General features: G+C 67.8%; 17 protein-coding genes. 9 read left to right on the plus strand and 8 right to left on the minus strand.

Going from position 1 to position 17,070, the window contains the following annotated elements; all coding sequences use genetic code 11:
- Positions 1-2: 2 nt before the first annotated feature.
- Positions 3-533: an NUDIX domain-containing protein gene (locus QGN31_RS18785; RefSeq protein ID WP_043954593.1), complete on the minus strand. Its 531-nt coding sequence runs from the start codon at positions 531-533 to the stop codon at positions 3-5.
- Positions 534-601: 68 nt separating this feature from the next.
- On the opposite strand from QGN31_RS18785, the gene QGN31_RS18790 reads away from it, so the two are divergent.
- A complete protein-coding gene (locus tag QGN31_RS18790; RefSeq protein ID WP_008254766.1) occupies positions 602-973 on the plus strand; it encodes a nuclear transport factor 2 family protein in 372 nt (123 codons plus the stop codon).
- Positions 974-1,169: 196 nt separating this feature from the next.
- Entirely contained in the window at positions 1,170-2,888 is a 1,719-nt protein-coding gene (locus QGN31_RS18795) for a potassium channel family protein (RefSeq protein ID WP_008254764.1), read from the plus strand.
- Positions 2,889-2,904: 16 nt separating this feature from the next.
- Here the strand turns inward: QGN31_RS18795 and QGN31_RS18800 are convergent, their stop codons facing one another.
- Positions 2,905-3,771, minus strand: coding sequence for a tetratricopeptide repeat protein (locus tag QGN31_RS18800; RefSeq protein ID WP_014941495.1), 867 nt, complete (start codon positions 3,769-3,771; stop codon positions 2,905-2,907).
- A 69-nt stretch (positions 3,772-3,840) separates the two neighbouring features.
- Entirely contained in the window at positions 3,841-4,719 is an 879-nt protein-coding gene (locus QGN31_RS18805) for an LLM class flavin-dependent oxidoreductase (RefSeq protein WP_008254760.1), read from the minus strand.
- A 66-nt stretch (positions 4,720-4,785) separates the two neighbouring features.
- Here QGN31_RS18805 and QGN31_RS18810 point away from each other — a divergent pair, with 66 nt between their 5' ends.
- Together QGN31_RS18810 and QGN31_RS18815 are read left to right on the plus strand one after the other, a co-directional pair.
- Positions 4,786-5,199: a VOC family protein gene (locus QGN31_RS18810; RefSeq protein ID WP_008254757.1), complete on the plus strand. Its 414-nt coding sequence runs from the start codon at positions 4,786-4,788 to the stop codon at positions 5,197-5,199.
- A 43-nt stretch (positions 5,200-5,242) separates the two neighbouring features.
- Positions 5,243-5,632: a VOC family protein gene (locus tag QGN31_RS18815; protein ID WP_008254755.1), complete on the plus strand. Its 390-nt coding sequence runs from the start codon at positions 5,243-5,245 to the stop codon at positions 5,630-5,632.
- Positions 5,633-5,649: 17 nt separating this feature from the next.
- Here the strand turns inward: QGN31_RS18815 and QGN31_RS18820 are convergent, their stop codons facing one another.
- The 3 genes from QGN31_RS18820 to cysD are packed head-to-tail and all read right to left on the minus strand — an operon-like array spanning position 5,650 to position 8,964.
- Positions 5,650-6,135 carry an Rrf2 family transcriptional regulator gene (locus QGN31_RS18820; protein WP_008254753.1) on the minus strand — a complete coding sequence of 162 codons (486 nt, stop codon included), beginning with the start codon at positions 6,133-6,135 and terminating at the stop codon, positions 5,650-5,652.
- Between the two features lie 58 nt (positions 6,136-6,193).
- Positions 6,194-8,035 (minus strand): adenylyl-sulfate kinase, encoded by a 1,842-nt coding sequence (gene cysC / locus QGN31_RS18825; protein WP_008254752.1) that lies wholly within the window; start codon positions 8,033-8,035, stop codon positions 6,194-6,196.
- Positions 8,035-8,964: a sulfate adenylyltransferase subunit CysD gene (cysD, locus tag QGN31_RS18830; protein WP_008254750.1), complete on the minus strand. Its 930-nt coding sequence runs from the start codon at positions 8,962-8,964 to the stop codon at positions 8,035-8,037. Before cysD ends, cysC begins: the two co-directional genes overlap by 1 nt.
- 112 nt (positions 8,965-9,076) lie before the next feature.
- On the opposite strand from cysD, the gene QGN31_RS18835 reads away from it, so the two are divergent.
- Entirely contained in the window at positions 9,077-9,517 is a 441-nt protein-coding gene (locus tag QGN31_RS18835) for a PaaI family thioesterase (protein WP_008254748.1), read from the plus strand.
- Between the two features lie 74 nt (positions 9,518-9,591).
- Here the strand turns inward: QGN31_RS18835 and QGN31_RS18840 are convergent, their stop codons facing one another.
- Positions 9,592-10,083, minus strand: coding sequence for a beta-class carbonic anhydrase (locus QGN31_RS18840; protein WP_008254746.1), 492 nt, complete (start codon positions 10,081-10,083; stop codon positions 9,592-9,594).
- 212 nt (positions 10,084-10,295) lie between these two features.
- Between QGN31_RS18840 and QGN31_RS18845 the strand changes: the two genes are divergently transcribed.
- The 4 genes from QGN31_RS18845 (at position 10,296) to QGN31_RS18860 (ending at position 15,751) form a co-directional block, all read left to right on the plus strand.
- Positions 10,296-11,273 carry an ABC transporter permease gene (locus QGN31_RS18845; RefSeq protein WP_008254743.1) on the plus strand — a complete coding sequence of 326 codons (978 nt, stop codon included), beginning with the start codon at positions 10,296-10,298 and terminating at the stop codon, positions 11,271-11,273.
- 101 nt (positions 11,274-11,374) lie between these two features.
- On the plus strand, positions 11,375-12,250 hold the full coding sequence (locus QGN31_RS18850) for an ABC transporter permease (RefSeq protein WP_008254741.1): 876 nt from the start codon (positions 11,375-11,377) through the stop codon (positions 12,248-12,250).
- On the plus strand, positions 12,247-14,082 hold the full coding sequence (locus tag QGN31_RS18855) for an ABC transporter ATP-binding protein (protein WP_014941492.1): 1,836 nt from the start codon (positions 12,247-12,249) through the stop codon (positions 14,080-14,082). The genes QGN31_RS18850 and QGN31_RS18855 overlap by 4 nt, the downstream gene beginning before the upstream one ends.
- Positions 14,083-14,116: 34 nt before the next feature.
- A complete protein-coding gene (locus QGN31_RS18860; protein WP_043955643.1) occupies positions 14,117-15,751 on the plus strand; it encodes an ABC transporter family substrate-binding protein in 1,635 nt (544 codons plus the stop codon).
- On the opposite strand, the gene QGN31_RS18865 is transcribed toward QGN31_RS18860, so the two are convergent.
- On the minus strand, positions 15,738-16,982 hold the full coding sequence (locus tag QGN31_RS18865) for an alpha/beta hydrolase (RefSeq protein ID WP_009955263.1): 1,245 nt from the start codon (positions 16,980-16,982) through the stop codon (positions 15,738-15,740). The two genes, QGN31_RS18860 and QGN31_RS18865, sit on opposite strands and share 14 nt — an antisense overlap.
- Positions 16,983-17,070 lie beyond the last annotated feature (88 nt).

The following is a 17,070-nucleotide window of genomic DNA, read 5'->3' on the forward strand; positions in this document are numbered from 1 at the left end:
TTTCAGCGCAACAGGAACAGTCCGTAGGCGGCGATCGACTGCGCGTCGGCGATGACGCCCTCGCGGATCATCCGCTCCACCTCGTCGCGGGCGAACCACGCGCTGCGCATGTCCTGTTCCTCGTGTTCGCGGTCGGCTTCGCCCTCGATGATGCCCGTGGCCAGAAACACCCAGCCGCGCTGACTGGTCATCCCCGGGGCCGCGTCGAGCTCGCCGAGCGCCTCGAACGTCGTTGCGCGCAATCCGGTTTCCTCGCGCAGCTCACGCGAGGCCAACTCGGCCGGGTCGGCGTCGGCCAGGTCCGGGGCGGTGCCTTGGGGAAACTCCCAACGCCGCTCCCCGATGGGGTAGCGAAACAGCTCGACCAACCGGAAGCGTCGCCCGTCATAGGGCATCACGAGCGCGTAGCCCGGCTTGTCGACGACGCCGTAGAGGCCGGTGCTGCCGTCCGGGCGGCGGATGTCATCCTCGCGCAGCACCATCCACGGATTCCGGTAGATCTCGCGGCTCGCGAGGCATTCGATGAACGTCACGCCGCCAGTATTGCCGTGCACACCGCACCCGAAGCGGTGGCCATGGCGAGGGAGTAGCGTCCGAATCCATGCCGTCCCCGCAAGCCATCACCGAGACCGTCAATCGCTACCTCGCGCTCGTCGCCACGGGCACCGCCGACGACATCGTGACCCTCTACGCCGCCGATGCCACCATCGAGGATCCGATCGGCGCCGACATTCGCCGCGGGCATGACGCCATCCGCGCGTTCTATGCGGGATTCCAAGACGCCAAGAAGGACACCGAACTCGCCGAATTGCGGGTCTCCGGCAGCGAAGCCGCCTTCTTCTGGCACCTCACGCTCGACGCCGGTGACAGCCGCACCCGAATCTCCCCCATCTCGACGATGTCGTTCGACGCGGACGCCAAAATCACGTCGATGCGCGCCTTCTGGTCACCGGCTGACGTCCAGGTGTTGTAGCCCGGTCGCCAATCCCGTTGGCATATGGCTTAACTCGGATTCGCACCCACGATCGCAGTGCCTTTGGCCGCGGCCCACCGCCCGCCCGCCCGCCCAATCAATTCGCGCTTGAGCACATGTCGCACTGGCGTCAACCGGCACGGTGCCCGATAGTCATAGCAACACGTGAGCGCCAATGTCATCAGAGGTGGGGTTTATGGGTGGCATCATCGTCAGCGGCGACGACGTGCTCGCGACCACGATCGCCACGGAACTGAACCGCGCGGGCGCCACAGTCGTCAAGCTGCCGAGCGAGGACCTCACCGGCGCGGACCTCACCCAAGCAAGCGCCATCGTCTGCGCCGGGCGTGACGACGCCAAGAATCTCGAAAACGCTTTATTGGCAAGGAAAACGAATCCGAATCTGCGCGTGGTCGCCCGGTTGGGCAACGACGTGCTGCGGGGAGCGGTGGCCGCCGACAACGGCCCCGGGGCCATCCTCGATGTCGCCGACCTCGCGGCGCCGTCGGTCGTCGAGGCGTGCCTGGCGAGCAACACCCACCCGGTCGAGGCGGCCGGCATCAACTTCGTCGTGTCGGGCGCCGAGGCGCCACGCGACGCGACCCTTCGAGAGATCTACGGCGACCTGGCACCGGTGGCCGTGATCCACGGCCAGGACGCCGCCACCCCCGGCGAGGTGGTGCCCTGTCCGGGCCGCGACCATCGGGTGCGCGCCGGTGATTGGACCGCCATGATCGGCAGCGCCGACGAACTGGCCGCCCGCGGCATCAAGACGCCCCGGCCGACCGCGACGCGCTCGCGCCGCTCGTGGGTGCGGCGGGCCTCGGACGCCGCACGCGCAATGCGCGACGACGTCAACCCCCTGCTCTTCCCCGCCATGCTGCTCGCGCTCACCCTGCTGCTCGCGTCGACGATCGTCGTGCACTTCTCCTACACGAAGCCGCGCCTGTCCTGGCTTGACGCAATGTATTTCACCGCGGAGACCATCACCACTGTGGGATACGGCGAATTCACCTTCGCCCAACAATCCGCGTGGCTACGCATCTTCGCCGTCGGCCTGATGTTCGCCGGCGTGACCACCACCGCGCTGCTCGTCGCCTTCGTGGCGGACTTGCTGTTGTCGCGCCGCGTCCTGCAATCGGCCGGCGTCCGGCGGGCGCGCCACCTGCGCGACCACATCATCGTGGTGGGGCTGGGGTCCTTCGGCAGCCGCGTCGTCGGCGATCTGACCGCGGCCGGATACGACGTCGCGGTGATCGAACGCGACGAGAACAACCGGTTCCTGTCGACCGCGGCCGAACTCGACGTGCCGGTGATCTTCGGGGACGCCACGCTGCGCCAGACGCTGGAGTCGGCCCGCGTCGACCGCGCCCGCGCCGTGGCCGTGCTGACTCAGGACGACATGGTCAACATCGAGATCGGCATCGTGCTGCGCGAGATGCTGGGTCCCCGGGTGATGCCCGAGGTCAACCGGCCCGACGTGCCGATCGTGCTGCGCATCTACGACCGCACGCTGGGCGACGCGGTGGCCAAGCGGTTCGGGTTCGAGAACGTCCGGTCGACGGTCGACCTGGCCGCCCCGTGGTTCATCGGTGCCGCGATGGGTTTGCAGGTGCTGGGCACGTTCTCGGTCGGGCAGCGATCCTTCATGGTCGGCGCCATGCACGTGGCGGCCGGCAGCGAACTCGACGGGCTGCGGATGTTCGAAATGTCCACCCAGACCCGGGTCATCGCCATCACCCGTCGGGACGCCCCGGTCGAGCTACACCCGCGCCGCGACGCCTGGCTTCGCGGCGGCGACACCGTCTACCTGGTCGGGCCGTACCGGGAGCTGCTGGAGACGCTGCGCAAGGGGCAGCCACCGCAGGAGCCTGCCGTCGACGACGAGCGCCCGGCGGACAAAGCGGCGACCTGACGCCCGCACATCCAGGTCAGGAGGCGGACCAGTCCACCGGGGTGTCGGGTTCGCCCGCGCGGGCGCGGTGCCGGGCACACCAGCCGGCCAATTCCTGGCGGGCCGCGATTGTCACCGGATGCTCGTCGCCGAGGACGCGGGATTCCTCCTCGACCAGCGCCTCCCATGCGGTGACCCCGTCCGTCACGCCGGCCCGGTTCGGGGCCCACAGCGTGAACATGTGCCGCGCCATGAGCAGATGAACGTGGTCGCTGCCCAGCTTGTCGCGCAGCTCGCCGATCAGCCACTCGAGTTCGGTGATCGCCGCGGGGATGTCACCGGCCCGCCCTCGCCAGATCGCCAGCATCAACCGCGTCCCGAGGGTGTCGGCGTGGTCGTCGCCGAGCACCCGCCGCCGCGCGGCGAGCACATGTTGGCCCTCGGTCATAGCTCCGGCGAAATCACCGGTCTCCCAACGCTTCTCGGCGACCCTCTCGCGGGCCATCAGCGTGCTCTCGTGGTCGGGCCCCAGAATCCGCTGTTCGTCGGTGACGAGCTGCGACCATTCGGACAGCGACGACACCGGCGCTTGTTGGCGACCGGCCAGCAGGTGGCGCGCGGTCAAGGTGCTCAGGTGATCGCGACCGAGCACCTCGACGAGATCGGGTATCAACTCCTTTAGGTCGGCGTAGACGGCGGCGTCCTCGCCCGCCCGCAGCTGCACGGTGGCCAGCGCCACCTTGAGCTCGAGGACGTTGGGATCGCGCTCCCCCAGCGTTGCCCGGCACAGGGTCACCAGCTCGTTCGCCTGCAGCGCGGCCCCGGCGAAATCGCCGTTGTTCGCGCACTGCGCCATCAGCCCGGTCATTTCGGCCAGCGGGGCGGGCAACTCCTGCTGCGTCATGTCGCTAATGAAAACCCCGCGGCGCCGATGCGGCAATTCACCCTGTGCCGCCGCTCGGCCCGAGCTGGACTACAGCCGCCCGGCGACCTCCGCGGCGCGGCGCAGCTGATCGACATCCGAGCTCGTCGGGATGAGCTGAACCTCGTCGGTGCCGATCTCCTCGAACCGGCGCAGCACGTCCAGCAGCTCGTCTTCGCTGCCGGCCCACCCGGTCATCGGCGCCATGGCGTCGACGTATTCGGCCGGTATCCAGTTCATGTAGCGACGTAGATGGCGGTGCACCTGGGCGCGGGACTCCTCGGGGGACCCGAAAGCGAACCAAAACGAGGTGATGAGGTGGGGTTTGGGCTTGCCGGCCCGCGCCCAGGCGTCTCGCGTGACGTCGAACAGCTCGTTCTGCTTGGCGACGTCGAGGTCCAGGGTGGTGCCCGCCAGCCCGTCGGCCCACGCCGCGGCGCTGCGGATGGTCTTCGGACCGATACTGCCGACGAACAGCGGTGGACCGCCGGGCTGCACCGGCGCCGGACCGACGGGCCGCACCGAGTCGGTGGTCTTCTCCCCCGCCCAGACGCGCTTCATCACCGCCACCCGTTCGGCCATGCCGCGCATGGTCTGTGTGGCGGGGTCGGCGCCGACGGCGTGGTAATCCTCGTGCCGGCCGCCCACCCCGATGCCGACGGTCAACCGGCCGCCGCTGAGCATGTCGCCGGTCGCCAGACCCTTGGCGAGCATGACCGGGTCGTGCAGTTGCGGCACGATCACCGTCGTCAGCAGCCGCACCCGATCGGTCCAGGCGGCCAGCGCGCCCAGCAGCGTCAGGTTGTCCGGATTGTCGAACGCGATGCGCTCACCCCAGCACAGTGACGAGAACGGCCCCTCGTCAATGGTGCGCGCCCAGGTCTCGAGCACCGTCGCATCCAGATCCGGTTCCATCACCGGCATCGTCATCGCTATCTGCACGACGGCGATTCTGGCATGTTTAACATGCGACCCATCAGTGGAACCATGGACCGAATGGACTTCACCAGCACTTCCATCGCGCATGTCCGACTGACCGTGACCGATATCGAGCGATCCCGGCAGTTCTACGAGAGCGTGTTCGGCTGGCCGGTGTTGCTGGAGGTCCCCGACAACGCCGACGAAGCCACCCGCAATCAGTTGAGCTTTTTGTTCGGCGGTGTCATCTACGACCTCGGCGGCACGCTGCTCGGCCTGCGGCCCGTCGCCGCGGGCCGCTTCGACGAGAATCGCGTCGGGCTGGACCACATCGCGTTCCGGCTCACCACTAGGGACGAATTGGATTCGGCGGCAGCGCATCTCGATGACCTTGGCGTCACTCACGAGCCGATCAAGGACATCGGGCCGTCTTACATACTGGAGTTCCGCGACCCCGACAACATCGCCCTGGAGCTGACCGCGCCGAAGTAGCGCGTTGTCGCGCGGGGCGTGCGGTGGTTGACTGGACAGAACTATGAGCATCAGTTTCAACCACACCATCGTCGCGTCGCGCGACAAACGAGAATCCGCCGAGTTTCTCACCGAGCTGTTCGGGCTGCCCAGCCCAAAGCCGTTCGGCCACTTCATGGTTGTCGAACTAGAGCACGGTGCCACCCTGGACTACGCGGATGCCCCCGACGGCGCGGACATCCCGCGTCAGCACTACGCCTTCTTGGTGTCCGAGCAGGAGTTCGACACGATCTACGACAAGATCCGGGCTCGTGGCATGCAGCACTGGGCCGATCCGGGCGCCACGCGTCCCGGCGAGATCAACCACAATGACGGCGGACGCGGGGTGTATTTCACCGACCCCTCCGGTCATGCCATGGAGATCCTCACCCGCCCCTACGGGTCGGGCGGCTGAGCCGTTGTGCACGTTGCCTAGTCGCCGGTGCGCGCCGAGCCGTGCCGCTGGCTCTCCTGTTTCCGATAGTCGTCGGCCAGTTGCGCCACATGCTTGGGCAGGCCGCCGGTCGCGACGTCGGCCAGGGTGGTTTGTTCCAGCACGGACCGCATGCTGGCGCGCAGCGCCCGCCAGACGTCGGTGAGCGCGGCGGTCGGTCCCGAATACGGCAGGTCCCCGAGTCCGATGTCGCGGACGCTGGCCAGTGGCCCATCGATGCAGCGCAGGACGTCGGCGATGCTGATGTCGCTGCCGGAGCGGGCCAATTCGTAGCCGCCCTCACGGCCACGATGGCTGCGCACGAGCCGGTCGGTGCGCAGGTTGGTCAGGATGTCGACGAGAAATTGCGGCGGGATGCCCTGGGCCTGGGCCAAGTCGTCGGTCTTCACCAGCGTCCCGTCGGACACCGTGGCGAGCTGGATCATCGCCCGCACGGCGTACTCCGCCTTCGCTGACATGCGCACTCTCAGGATTGTGCCATCCGGTGCGGGCATTTCGGCGCAGCCGGGCGGCACCGGCGTGCTACCCGCGCGATTCGAGCAGGTCGAGGACCCGCTGCGCCTGCTCCTCGATGGTGCCGTCCGGGGTGAGCCGCAGATCGGGATTCGCCGGCGGCTGATACGGACTGTCGATCCCGGTGAACTGGGTGATCTCACCGGCGCGCGCCTTCGCGTACAGCCCCTTGGGGTCACGCTTTTCGCATTCGTCGATGGGGGTGTCGCAGAAGACCTCGATGAACTCGAACCCGGCGTCGGCGTGCACCTTGCGGGCCAATTCGCGTTGTTCGGCCAGCGGGCTGATCGCCGGCACCAGCACGACGTTGCCGCAGTCGGCGAGCAGCGCCGCCACATGCGCGAGCCGGCGCAGGTTCTCGGCGCGGTCGGCCATGGAAAAGCCCAGGTCGGCGTTCAAACCGTGCCGCAGGTTGTCCCCATCGAGAACGTAAGCCAGAGACCCCTTTTCGAGCAGCTTTTGCTCGACCAGCATGGCCACCGACGACTTGCCGGAGCCGGACAGACCGGTGAACCACACCGTCTTGCCGCGGGGCCGGGCCTGCGCGATCGCCGAAGGCTTGTGCCGCACCGTGTTTGGGCTCGCCGCCTGCGCCGACGCGTCGCGCAACACCATGCCGGCGGCCACGGTGCCGTTGGTGTGCGGGTCGATGAGGATGAACGACCCGGTGCTCGGGTTCCGGGTGTACTCGTCGAGGAGCAGCGGAACCTGGGTGCGCAGCGAAATGCGGCCAAGCTCGTTGAGCTTCAACGCCGTCGCGGACTTGTCGCGGTGCAGCGTGTTGACGTCGAGGCGGTAGTCGAGCGCGGTCACCTTGGCGTGCGTGGTGCGGGTGGTGTGCTTGATGACGTAATCGCGGCCGGGCTCGAGCGCCGCGCCGTCGGCCATCCAGCACACCGTCGCGTCGAACTCCTGCGCGACCCGGGGCTGGTTGTGGGTGCGGGCGATCAGATCTCCCCGCGAGATGTCGATCTCGTCGGCGAGGGTGACGGACACGGCCATCGGCGGGAACGCTTCTTCCACCGGACCATTCGGGCCCTCGATCGCGGTGATGCGGGTGTGCTTGCCGACGGGCAGCACCACGACCTCGTCCCCGGCGCGCATGACGCCGCTGGCGACGGTGCCGGCGTAGCTGCGGTGGTCCTGATGTTCGCGGGTGTGCGGCCGGATGACGTACTGCACCGGGAACCGCACGTCAACCATATTGCGATCGCCGGCGATGTACACCTCTTCGAGGTGCGACAACAAGGCCGGCCCTTCATACCACGGCGTCTGGTCCGACTTCGTCACCACGTTGTCGCCGTGCAGCGCGGAGATCGGGATGGTGGCCACGTCGTGCACGTCCAACCGAGCGGCGAAGGCGTGGAACTCGTCGCGGATCGCCTCGAATTTCTCTTTGTCCCAACCGATCAGGTCCATCTTGTTGACCGCGAGCACGATGTGCTGGATGCCCAGCAGGGACGCCAGGAAAGCGTGCCGGCGTGACTGCTCCAACAGGCCGTGCCGCGCGTCGACGAGCACGATCACGAGCTGGGCGGTCGAGGCCCCGGTCACCATGTTGCGGGTGTACTGGATGTGGCCGGGGGTGTCGGCGATGATGAATTTCCGCTTGGGAGTGGCGAAGTAGCGGTAGGCGACGTCGATCGTGATGCCCTGCTCGCGTTCGGCCCGCAAGCCGTCGGTCACCAGCGCCAGGTCGGTGTAGTCGTGGCCGCGGTCCTTGGACGTCTGCTCCACCGCGGCCCACTGGTCCTCCATGACGGCCTTGGAGTCATACAGCAGGCGGCCGATCAGGGTGGACTTGCCGTCGTCGACGGAACCCGCGGTTGCGAGCCTCAGCAAGGTGGCCATCAGAAGTATCCCTGTCGTTTGCGGTCTTCCATGCCGGCCTCCGAGATCCGGTCGTCGGCCCTGGTCGCCCCGCGTTCGGTGAGCCGGGACACCGCGGTCTCGGCGATGACCTCGTCGACGGTGGCGGCTTGCGATTCCACGCATCCGGTGCACGTGACGTCCCCGACGGTGCGGAAGCGCACCGTCGCCTCGAACACCGGCTCGTCGGCGTTGGGCTGCATGTTCTTATCGACCGCCAACAACATGCCGTCACGGCGAAAGACCTTGCGCCGGTGCGCGTAATAGATCGACGGAAGGGCGATGTTCTCGGCGCCGATGTAGGACCAGATGTCGAACTCGGTCCAGTTGGACAGCGGGAAGACCCGGATGTGCTCACCCTTGTGATGCCGGCCGTTGTACAGGTTCCACAGCTCGGGCCGCTGCGCCTTCGGATCCCATTGACCGAACTCGTCGCGGAAGCTGAACACACGCTCCTTGGCGCGGGCCTTCTCCTCGTCGCGGCGCGCCCCGCCGAACGCCGCGTCGAACTTGTTCTCCCGGATGGCGCGAAGCAGGGTCACGGTCTGGATGGGGTTGCGCCCCTGACGTGGCTCGACCACCCGCCCGGCGTCGATGTCTTCCTGGACCGAGGCGACGACCAAGCGCACTCCGTGCTCGTTGACCAGCTCGTCGCGGGTCGCGATCACCTCGTCGAAGTTGTGTCCGGTGTCGACGTGCATCACCGGGAACGGCAACCGGCCCGGACGGAACGCCCGCAGCGCCAGATGCAGCATGACGATGGAGTCCTTGCCGCCCGAGAACAGCAGCACCGGCCGCTCGAACTCGGCGGCCACCTCCCGAATGATGTGGATCGCCTCTGCCTCCAGCGAGCGCAGGTGGCTCAATTCGTACTGTCCGACGGCGGGGGCCGCCTTCAGATCACTGGTCATAGCTTCCTTCACTCGCTAAAACCTGGCAGAACTGACCATATTTGGCATCTTAGCGATATATGAGACCAGCTGGCGCTGGACCTGTCAACCTGGGGTGCGAAAACATGGACGAATGACTTCTCACCCCGGACCTTCTCGCCCGCCCGCGCCCAGCGGCCGCGACGTCATCGCGCAGTTCATCCCCCAGTCCCCGTTCGTCGTCAAGCTGGGCATCGTCGCCGACCGGCTCGAGGAGGACGAGGTGCGGCTGCGGCTGCCCTGGGACCCGTCCAACGTGACGCTCGGCGACATGGTTCACGGTGGGGCCATCGCCACCCTCGCCGACCTCACCGTCATGGCGGCGGCGTGGTGCGGCGTCCCAGCCCCGCCGGAACTACGCGGCGTGACGGTGTCGATGGCGCTGGACTACATGGCCCCGGCTCGGGCCACCGACGTGATCGGCATCGGCCGGGTGCTGCGACGCGGCCGATCGCTGGTCAATTGCGAGGCCGAGATCGTCGACTCGGGGGGCACGCTGGTGGCCAAGGCCTTGGCGACCTACAAGGTCGGCTGAAGGGCCACCGAACGTGCACTGATGGCGGGGATCGGGCCGATTTTTCGCCGTGGCTACACGCTCGGCGCGCGCTTCTAGAGCGTGACCTCGTTGAGCTTGCCGGTGGCGACGTCGAAGAAGAAGCCACGCGCGGAGACGTGCTTGGTGACGAACGGACTGCCCTCGATGCGCCGCAGCGACTGCCGGACGTCCTCGGCGACATCCGGGAACGCCTCGGCCGCCCACGGCGGTTTGACCCCGGTCTCCTCCTGGATGGTGCGCTTGAAGTCGTCGTCGGTGAACGTGAGCATCCCGCAATCGGTGTGGTGAATCAGGATGATCTCTCGCGTCCCCAGTAGTCGTTGGCTGATGGCCAGCGAGCGGATGACGTCGTCGGTGACGACCCCTCCGGCGTTGCGGATGACGTGGGCCTCCCCCTCGTTGAGGCCGAGGAGGCGGTACACGTCGAGCCGCGCATCCATGCACGCGACGACCGCCACATGCTTGCCCGGCGGCATCGGCAGCGGCCCGTTGAAGGTCTTCGCATATTCGGCGTTGTTGCCCAGCAAGTCATCGGTAACCGTCACGCAAGCCTCCTCGACAGTGTCGCGGTCTGAGGCGTGCCGCAATCGCCGCACGGCTCGGTACCGCGGTGCATGTTAACAACCGATCACACGCGATTCACGCATGAGAATCAAGCAGATCTGAAGCTCACCGAACGCGCCCGGCGCTGCACGCGCGACGCCGTGCCGCCGGCTCGATAACCTGTCCCAATGCGACGCGTGCTGTGCGGACGGGTATGACCCGGTTTCTCGCCCGCCGCTTGCTCAACTACGTCGTGCTGCTGGCGCTGGCATCGTTTCTGACGTTCTGCCTGACGTCGGTGGCCTTCAAACCGCTGGACAGCCTGTTGCAGCGCAACCCGCGACCACCACAAGCCGTCATCGACGCCAAGGCCCACGCGCTCGGTCTCGACGAGGCGATCCCGATCCGCTACGCGCACTGGGCTTCACACGCCGTCCGCGGTGACTTCGGCAAGACCGTCACCGGGCAGTCCGTCGGGGAGTCACTGTGGCGCCGAGTCGGAGTGACGCTGCGCCTGCTGGTCATCGGGTCGCTGGTGGGCACCGTCGCGGGCATCGCCGCCGGGGCGTGGGGCGCGATTCGGCAGTATCGGCTCAGCGATCGCGTCGTCACCATGATGGCCCTGCTCGTGTTGAGCACCCCGACGTTCGTCATCGCCAACCTGCTGATCCTGGCCGCGCTGCGGGTGAACTGGGCCGTGGGTCTGCAGATTTTCGACTACACCGGGGAGACATCGCCGGGGGTGTCCGGCGGGGCCGGCGCGCACTTCTTCGACCGGTTGCGGCATTTGGTGTTGCCGTCGTTGACCCTGGCGCTGGCGGCCGCGGCGGGATACAGCCGCTATCAGCGCAACGCGATGCTCGACGTCCTGGGCCAGGACTTCATCCGCACCGCGCGGGCCAAGGGGCTGACCCGCCGGCGCGCGTTGGTCAAGCACGGGTTGCGCACCGCGCTGATCCCGTTGGCCACCCTGTTCGCCTACGGGGTGGCCGGGCTGGTCACCGGAGCGGTCTTCGTGGAGAAGATCTTCGGCTGGCACGGCATGGGCGAATGGCTGGTGCAGGGCATCGCGACGCAAGACACCAACATCGTCGCGGCCATCACCGTGTTCTCCGGCGCGGTGGTGTTGCTGGCCGGCCTGCTCTCCGACGTGTTTTACGCGGCTCTCGACCCGAGGGTCAGGGTGTCATGACCCGCGCCGCCGACGATGCAGAGCGAAGCGATGAGGCGGCGGGGCGTTCATGGACCTCCGCGGCGGATATCGATGGCGCCCACGGGTTTTCGAGTCACGACGTGGCGGACTTCACCTCGCGCCGCACGCTGGTGCTACGCAGGTTTGCGCGCAATCGGTTCGCGGTGGCGTCGCTGATCTTGTTGGTGCTGCTGTTCGTGGGCTGTTACACCCTGCCCGCGGTGCTTCCCTATTCCTACGAGGACCTCGATTTCACCGCGCTGCTGCAGCCGCCCAGCGCGCGCCACTGGCTGGGCACCAACGCGCTGGGACAAGATCTGCTGGCGCAGATCCTGCGGGGGATGCAGAAGTCGATGCTGATCGGTGTGTGCGTGGCGGTCATCTCCACCGGCATCGCCGCCACCGTCGGTTCGGTCTCGGGCTATTTCGGCGGTTGGCGCGACCGTGTGCTGATGTGGCTGGTCGACCTGCTGTTGGTGGTGCCCAGCTTCATCCTCATCGCCATCGTGACGCCGCGCACCAAGGACTCGGCGAACATCGTGATGCTCGTTCTGCTGCTGGCGGGATTCGGCTGGATGGTCAGTTCCCGCATGGTGCGGGGCATGACCATGAGTTTGCGCGAGCGCGAATTCATCCGTGCCGCACGGTATATGGGCGTATCCAGCCGCCGCATCATTGTCGGGCATGTGGTGCCCAACGTGGCGTCCATCCTGATCATCGACGCAGCGCTCAACGTCGCCTCGGCCATTCTGGCCGAAACCGGCTTGAGCTTCCTGGGTTTCGGCATCCAGCCACCGGATGTGTCGCTGGGCACCTTGATCGCCAATGGCACCCAGTCGGCGACCACGTTCCCGTGGGTGTTCCTCTTTCCCGCCGGGGTGCTGGTGCTGATCCTGGTGTGCGCCAACCTGACCGGCGACGGCCTGCGGGACGCGCTCGACCCGGGCAGCACCCCGGTGCGGGGCGGTGCGCGATGAGCCCCCTGCTCGAGGTGACCGACCTGGCCGTGACCTTCGCGACCGGCGGCGATCCGGTGACCGCGGTCCGCGGCGTCAGCTACCGCGTCGAACCGGGCGAAGTCGTCGCCATGGTCGGCGAATCCGGTTCGGGCAAGTCCGTTTCGGCGATGGCGGTCGTGGGCCTGTTGCCCGAGTACGCGCGGGTGCGCGGCTCGGTCCGGCTGCACGACACCGAGCTGCTGGGCCTGGACGACGACGCGATGTCGCGGTTCCGCGGCAAGACGGTCGGCATGGTGTTCCAGGATCCGATGTCGGCGCTGACACCGGTGTACACCGTCGGCGACCAGATCGCCGAGGCGATCGAGATCCACCAGCCGCGGGTGGGACGGCGGGCGGCCCGTCATCGCGCGGTCGAACTGCTCGAATTGGTGGGCATCGCCCAGCCGGAGCGACGCGCCCGCGCGTTTCCGCACGAGCTCTCCGGCGGTGAACGGCAACGGGTCGTCATCGCGATCGCGATCGCCAACGACCCCGACTTGTTGATCTGCGACGAGCCCACCACCGCACTCGATGTCACCGTGCAGGCGCAGATCCTCGAGGTCCTCAAAACCGCCCGCGACGTCACCGGGGCCGGGGTGCTGATCATCACGCACGACCTCGGTGTGGTCGCCGAGTTCGCCGACCGGGCGCTGGTGATGTACGCGGGGCGGGTCGTCGAATCCGCCGAGGTGCACGACCTTTACCGGGACCGCCGAATGCCCTACACCGTCGGGCTGTTGGGCTCGGTTCCGCGGCTGGACGCCGCACAGGGCACCCGGTTGGTGCCGATCCCCGGCGCACCGCCGTCGTTGGCCGGTCTGGATCCCGGCTGTCCGTTCGCCCCGCGCTGCCCGCTGGCCATCGACGAATGTCGGCTCGAGGAGCCGGAACTGCTTCCCGTCGGTGCCGACCATCGGGCGGCCTGCATCCGCACCGATCAGGTGGGCGGCCGCAGCGCCGCGGACATCTACGGCGTCAGCACCACGGCACAGTCGGTGAGACCCGATGACTCGTCGGTCGTCGTCCGGGTGCGTGACCTGACCAAGACCTACCGGCTGACCAAGGGCGTGCTGCGCCGCCGCGCCGGCGAGGTGCGCGCGGTCGACGGCGTCAGTTTCGAGCTGCGGCAGGGCCGTACCCTCGGCATCGTCGGCGAGTCCGGTTCGGGGAAATCGACCACGTTGCACGAGATCCTGGAACTCACCGGGCCCCAATCGGGATCGATCGAAGTGCTGGGCACCGATGTCACGACGCTGAGCCCGGCGAGCAGGCGGTCGCTGCGACGCGACATTCAGGTCGTGTTCCAAGACCCGGTCGCCTCGCTGGACCCGCGACTGCCGGTGTTCGAGCTTCTCGCCGAACCGCTGCGCGCCAACGGGGTCGACAAGGGCGGCACCAACGCGCGCGTCGCCGAGCTGCTCGAGATCGTGGGCCTGCGCCGCGCCGACGCGGTCCGCTACCCCGCCGAGTTCTCCGGCGGGCAGAAGCAGCGCATCGGCATCGCCCGTGCGCTGGCTCTGCAACCGAAGATCCTGGCGCTCGACGAACCCGTCTCCGCGCTCGACGTCTCCATTCAGGCCGGGATCATCAACCTGCTGCTCGACCTGCAAGCGCTCTTCGGCTTGTCCTATCTGTTCGTCTCCCACGATCTTTCGGTGATCAAGCACCTCGCCCACGAGGTGGTCGTGATGCGTTCCGGAACGGTCGTCGAGCGGGGCGACAGCCGGCAGGTCTTCGACAACCCGCAACACGAATACACCCGGCAGCTGCTGGACGCGGTGCCGCGACCCGATCCGGGCGCACGTGGCTAGCGTCGGCATCCGGTTGGCGGCAGCGCTTTTCGCGATGGCGCTGGCGCTGTCGGGCTGCTCGCCGGCCATCAACCTGATTCCGGAAACGGGGCAAAACGCGCGGATCGGGACGTCCAGCGACATCAACCCGCGCGATCCGGCCACCCTGCGAGACGGCGGTGACCTGCGACTCGCGCTCACCGCCTTCCCGCCGAACTTCAACATTTTGCACATCGACGGCAATTCCGCCGAGGTCGCCGCGATGATGAAGGCCACCTTGCCGCGAGCCTTCGTCATCGGGCCGGACGGCTCGACGACGGTCGACACCAACTACTTCACCAGCATCGAACTGACCGGAACCGCACCGCAAGTGGTGACCTACACGATCAACCCCAAGGCGGTGTGGTCGGACGGCACCCCGATCACCTGGGAGGACATCGCCAGCCAGGTCCACGCGCTGAGTGGCGCCGACAAGAATTTCGAAATCGCCGGGCCCAGCGGCGCCGAGCGCGTCGCCTCGGTGACCCGCGGCGTCGACGACCGGCAGGCCGTCATGACCTTCGCCAAGCCGTACGCCGAGTGGCGCGGCATGTTCGCCGGCAACGGGATGCTGCTGCCCAAGAGCATGACGGCTACCCCAGAGGCGTTCAACAAGGGCCAGCTGGACGGGCCGGGCCCGTCGGCCGGCCCATTCATCGCCACCTCGTTGGATCGGACGACCCAGCGGATCGTGTTGAGCCGCAACCCGAAATGGTGGGGCCCGCGACCGCGCCTGGACAACATCACCTACTTGGTGCTCGACGACGCCGCGCGGCTGCCGGCCCTGCAGAACAACACGATCGACGCCACCGGGGTCGGCACCATCGATCAACTGACCATCGCGCAGCGCACCAAGGGAATCACCATCCGGCGCGCCCCCGCCCCGGCCTGGTCGCACATCACCTTCAACGGCGCCCCGGGGTCGATCCTGGCCGACAAGGCGTTGCGGGTCGCGGTGTCCAAGGGCATCGACCGCCAGACCATCGCCAAGGTCGTCCAGTACGGCCTCACCAGCGACCCGGTGGCGCTGGGCAATCACATCTACGTCGCGGGCCAGAAGGGCTACCAGGACAACAGCGCCGTGGTTCCCTACGACCCGGCCGCGGCCAAGCGCGAGCTCGACGCCCTGGGCTGGAAGCAGGTCGGCCAGTTCCGGGAGAAGGACGGTCGCCCGCTGGTCATTCGTGATCTGTTCTACGACGCCCAGGGCAGCCGACAGTTCGCGCAGATCACCCAGCACAGCCTCGCCCAAATCGGCGTCAAGCTCGAGCTTGTCGCCCGCGCGGGCAGCGGCTTTTTCACCAACTACATCAACGTCGGAGACTTCGACCTCGCCCAATTCGGTTGGCTCGGGGACGCTTTCCCGCTCTCATCGTTGACCCAGATCTACAAGTCCGACGGGGAAAGCAACTTCGGCAAGATCGGCAGCCCGCAGATCGACGCCGCCATCGAGCGGACCCTGGAAGAACTCGACCCCGACAGGGCGCGGGCGCTGGCCAACGACCTCGACCGGCTGATCTGGGCGGAGGGGTTCAGCCTGCCGCTCACCCAGTCGCCCGGGGACGTCGCGGTGCGCAGCACGCTGGCCAACTTCGGCGCGGCCGGCCTCGGCGACCTGGACTACACCGCCATCGGATTCACGCGCAGCTGAGCCGGCGCAGCAGCCGCGTGGGGACCGGCAGCGCGCCTTCGGCGGCGGCCGCCGTTTCGATCAACTTCCACAGCAGCCGCACCTCGGGGCGCGGCGGCAGCGCGTCCAGCGCCGACGCTTGGGCGGCAAGCCCTTTCAGGTCGCCGCGCCCCACCGCCTCGGCGGCGGCGAGCGCGACGGGCTCGCGGAAATCCAGCGCGCTGTGCGCCATGCTCGGCAGGCTCAAGAGCACCGCATCGGGCAGCAGCGACGCGACGCGCTCGGCCACCGCCGGCGGGGTGATGAGGTCACGGCCGCCGGAAATCACCGCGGTGGGCCAGTTGAAGTTCGGCATTTCCGTGGGCAGGTCATAGGGCTCGTCCTCGAAAGTCACTCGCTGCGTGCGCGCTTCGCTTTCGGCCACCGCGGGGTCCAGCGGCAGGCCGTCGGGTTCGGCGGCGTAGTCCAGCTCGCGAAACGCGATGCGGCTCACCAGATCTTCCTCGTAGCGGAACGGCAGATTGCTCAGGGTGGTGAACCGGGATAGCGTCCACCACAATAGTTTCCGGCGCTGCAGTAACAGATCGAGTTGACGCTCGAGCAGGTCGGCGCCGCCGTAGCCGTAAATGGTCGCGACGACGTGTGTCGCCGCCGGGGTCATGACGCCGGCGTCGACCAGTTTGCGCATTTTCGGTGCCAAGGCGGCGGTTTCGGGGCTGTCGCCCCGGAGTAGCAGCCGGCGAATCGCCCGGCGCACGATGACGATGTCGTGCCGCGACAGCAGCGGCGAATCGAGCACCATCGCATGCACGCGGTCGGGATGGCGCACACCCACTCCGGCCGCGATATAGGTGCCGTAGGACGCGCCATAGATGTCGGCCGAGTCGGCGTGGGCGTCGTCGAGCACCGCCGCCACGTCGTCGACGACCTGATTCACGGTCATGGACTGCGGGGGCAGGTCGGCACCCGAATCGTCGTGGCGCGACATCCCCACCCCGCGGTGTTCGATCATGATGACGTCGAGACCGGCCGCCGCCGCGCGTCTGCGCAGTCCCTTGTACATCTGCACCGACGCCACGCCCGGCCCGCCGGGGATGATGACCAGCGGGTGGCGGGACTTGCGGCCCGTGCGCACGTAGTACAGATCGAACTCGTCGGCGCTGTGCGGCGAGATCGGCCGGCGCACGGCGCGCACGCCGGGCAATTCCGCCAGCTTCTGCTGCACCCGGCTCCGCTTCGCGTTCATCGTCATTCGTGTCGGACCGCCATGGTCCCATTCTGCAGGCAGCGCATCCCGGCACGCGCCGAGTCGTCACACCCGGCGGTATCGGCTGAGGTCA

It is taken from the genome of Mycobacterium sp. 2-64, assembly GCF_035918375.1.
GTDB classification, from domain to species: domain Bacteria; phylum Actinomycetota; class Actinomycetes; order Mycobacteriales; family Mycobacteriaceae; genus Mycobacterium; species Mycobacterium intracellulare.

What these genes read in the sequence shown, in the direction of transcription:
- QGN31_RS18810 (WP_008254757.1), top strand. Translation starts at nt 4,786, where the DNA reads ATGGACTTCACCAGCACTTCCATCGCGCATGTCCGACTGACCGTGACC.
- QGN31_RS18865 (WP_009955263.1), bottom strand. Translation starts at nt 16,982, where the DNA reads ATGACGATGAACGCGAAGCGGAGCCGGGTGCAGCAGAAGCTGGCGGAA.
- QGN31_RS18800 (WP_014941495.1), bottom strand. Translation starts at nt 3,771, where the DNA reads ATGACGCAGCAGGAGTTGCCCGCCCCGCTGGCCGAAATGACCGGGCTG.
- QGN31_RS18790 (WP_008254766.1), top strand. Translation starts at nt 602, where the DNA reads ATGCCGTCCCCGCAAGCCATCACCGAGACCGTCAATCGCTACCTCGCG.
- QGN31_RS18815 (WP_008254755.1), top strand. Translation starts at nt 5,243, where the DNA reads ATGAGCATCAGTTTCAACCACACCATCGTCGCGTCGCGCGACAAACGA.
- QGN31_RS18845 (WP_008254743.1), top strand. Translation starts at nt 10,296, where the DNA reads ATGACCCGGTTTCTCGCCCGCCGCTTGCTCAACTACGTCGTGCTGCTG.
- cysD (WP_008254750.1), bottom strand. Translation starts at nt 8,964, where the DNA reads ATGACCAGTGATCTGAAGGCGGCCCCCGCCGTCGGACAGTACGAATTG.
- QGN31_RS18805 (WP_008254760.1), bottom strand. Translation starts at nt 4,719, where the DNA reads ATGACGATGCCGGTGATGGAACCGGATCTGGATGCGACGGTGCTCGAG.
- QGN31_RS18835 (WP_008254748.1), top strand. Translation starts at nt 9,077, where the DNA reads ATGACTTCTCACCCCGGACCTTCTCGCCCGCCCGCGCCCAGCGGCCGC.
- QGN31_RS18795 (WP_008254764.1), top strand. Translation starts at nt 1,170, where the DNA reads ATGGGTGGCATCATCGTCAGCGGCGACGACGTGCTCGCGACCACGATC.
- cysC (WP_008254752.1), bottom strand. Translation starts at nt 8,035, where the DNA reads ATGGCCACCTTGCTGAGGCTCGCAACCGCGGGTTCCGTCGACGACGGC.
- QGN31_RS18855 (WP_014941492.1), top strand. Translation starts at nt 12,247, where the DNA reads ATGAGCCCCCTGCTCGAGGTGACCGACCTGGCCGTGACCTTCGCGACC.
- QGN31_RS18860 (WP_043955643.1), top strand. Translation starts at nt 14,117, where the DNA reads ATGGCGCTGGCGCTGTCGGGCTGCTCGCCGGCCATCAACCTGATTCCG.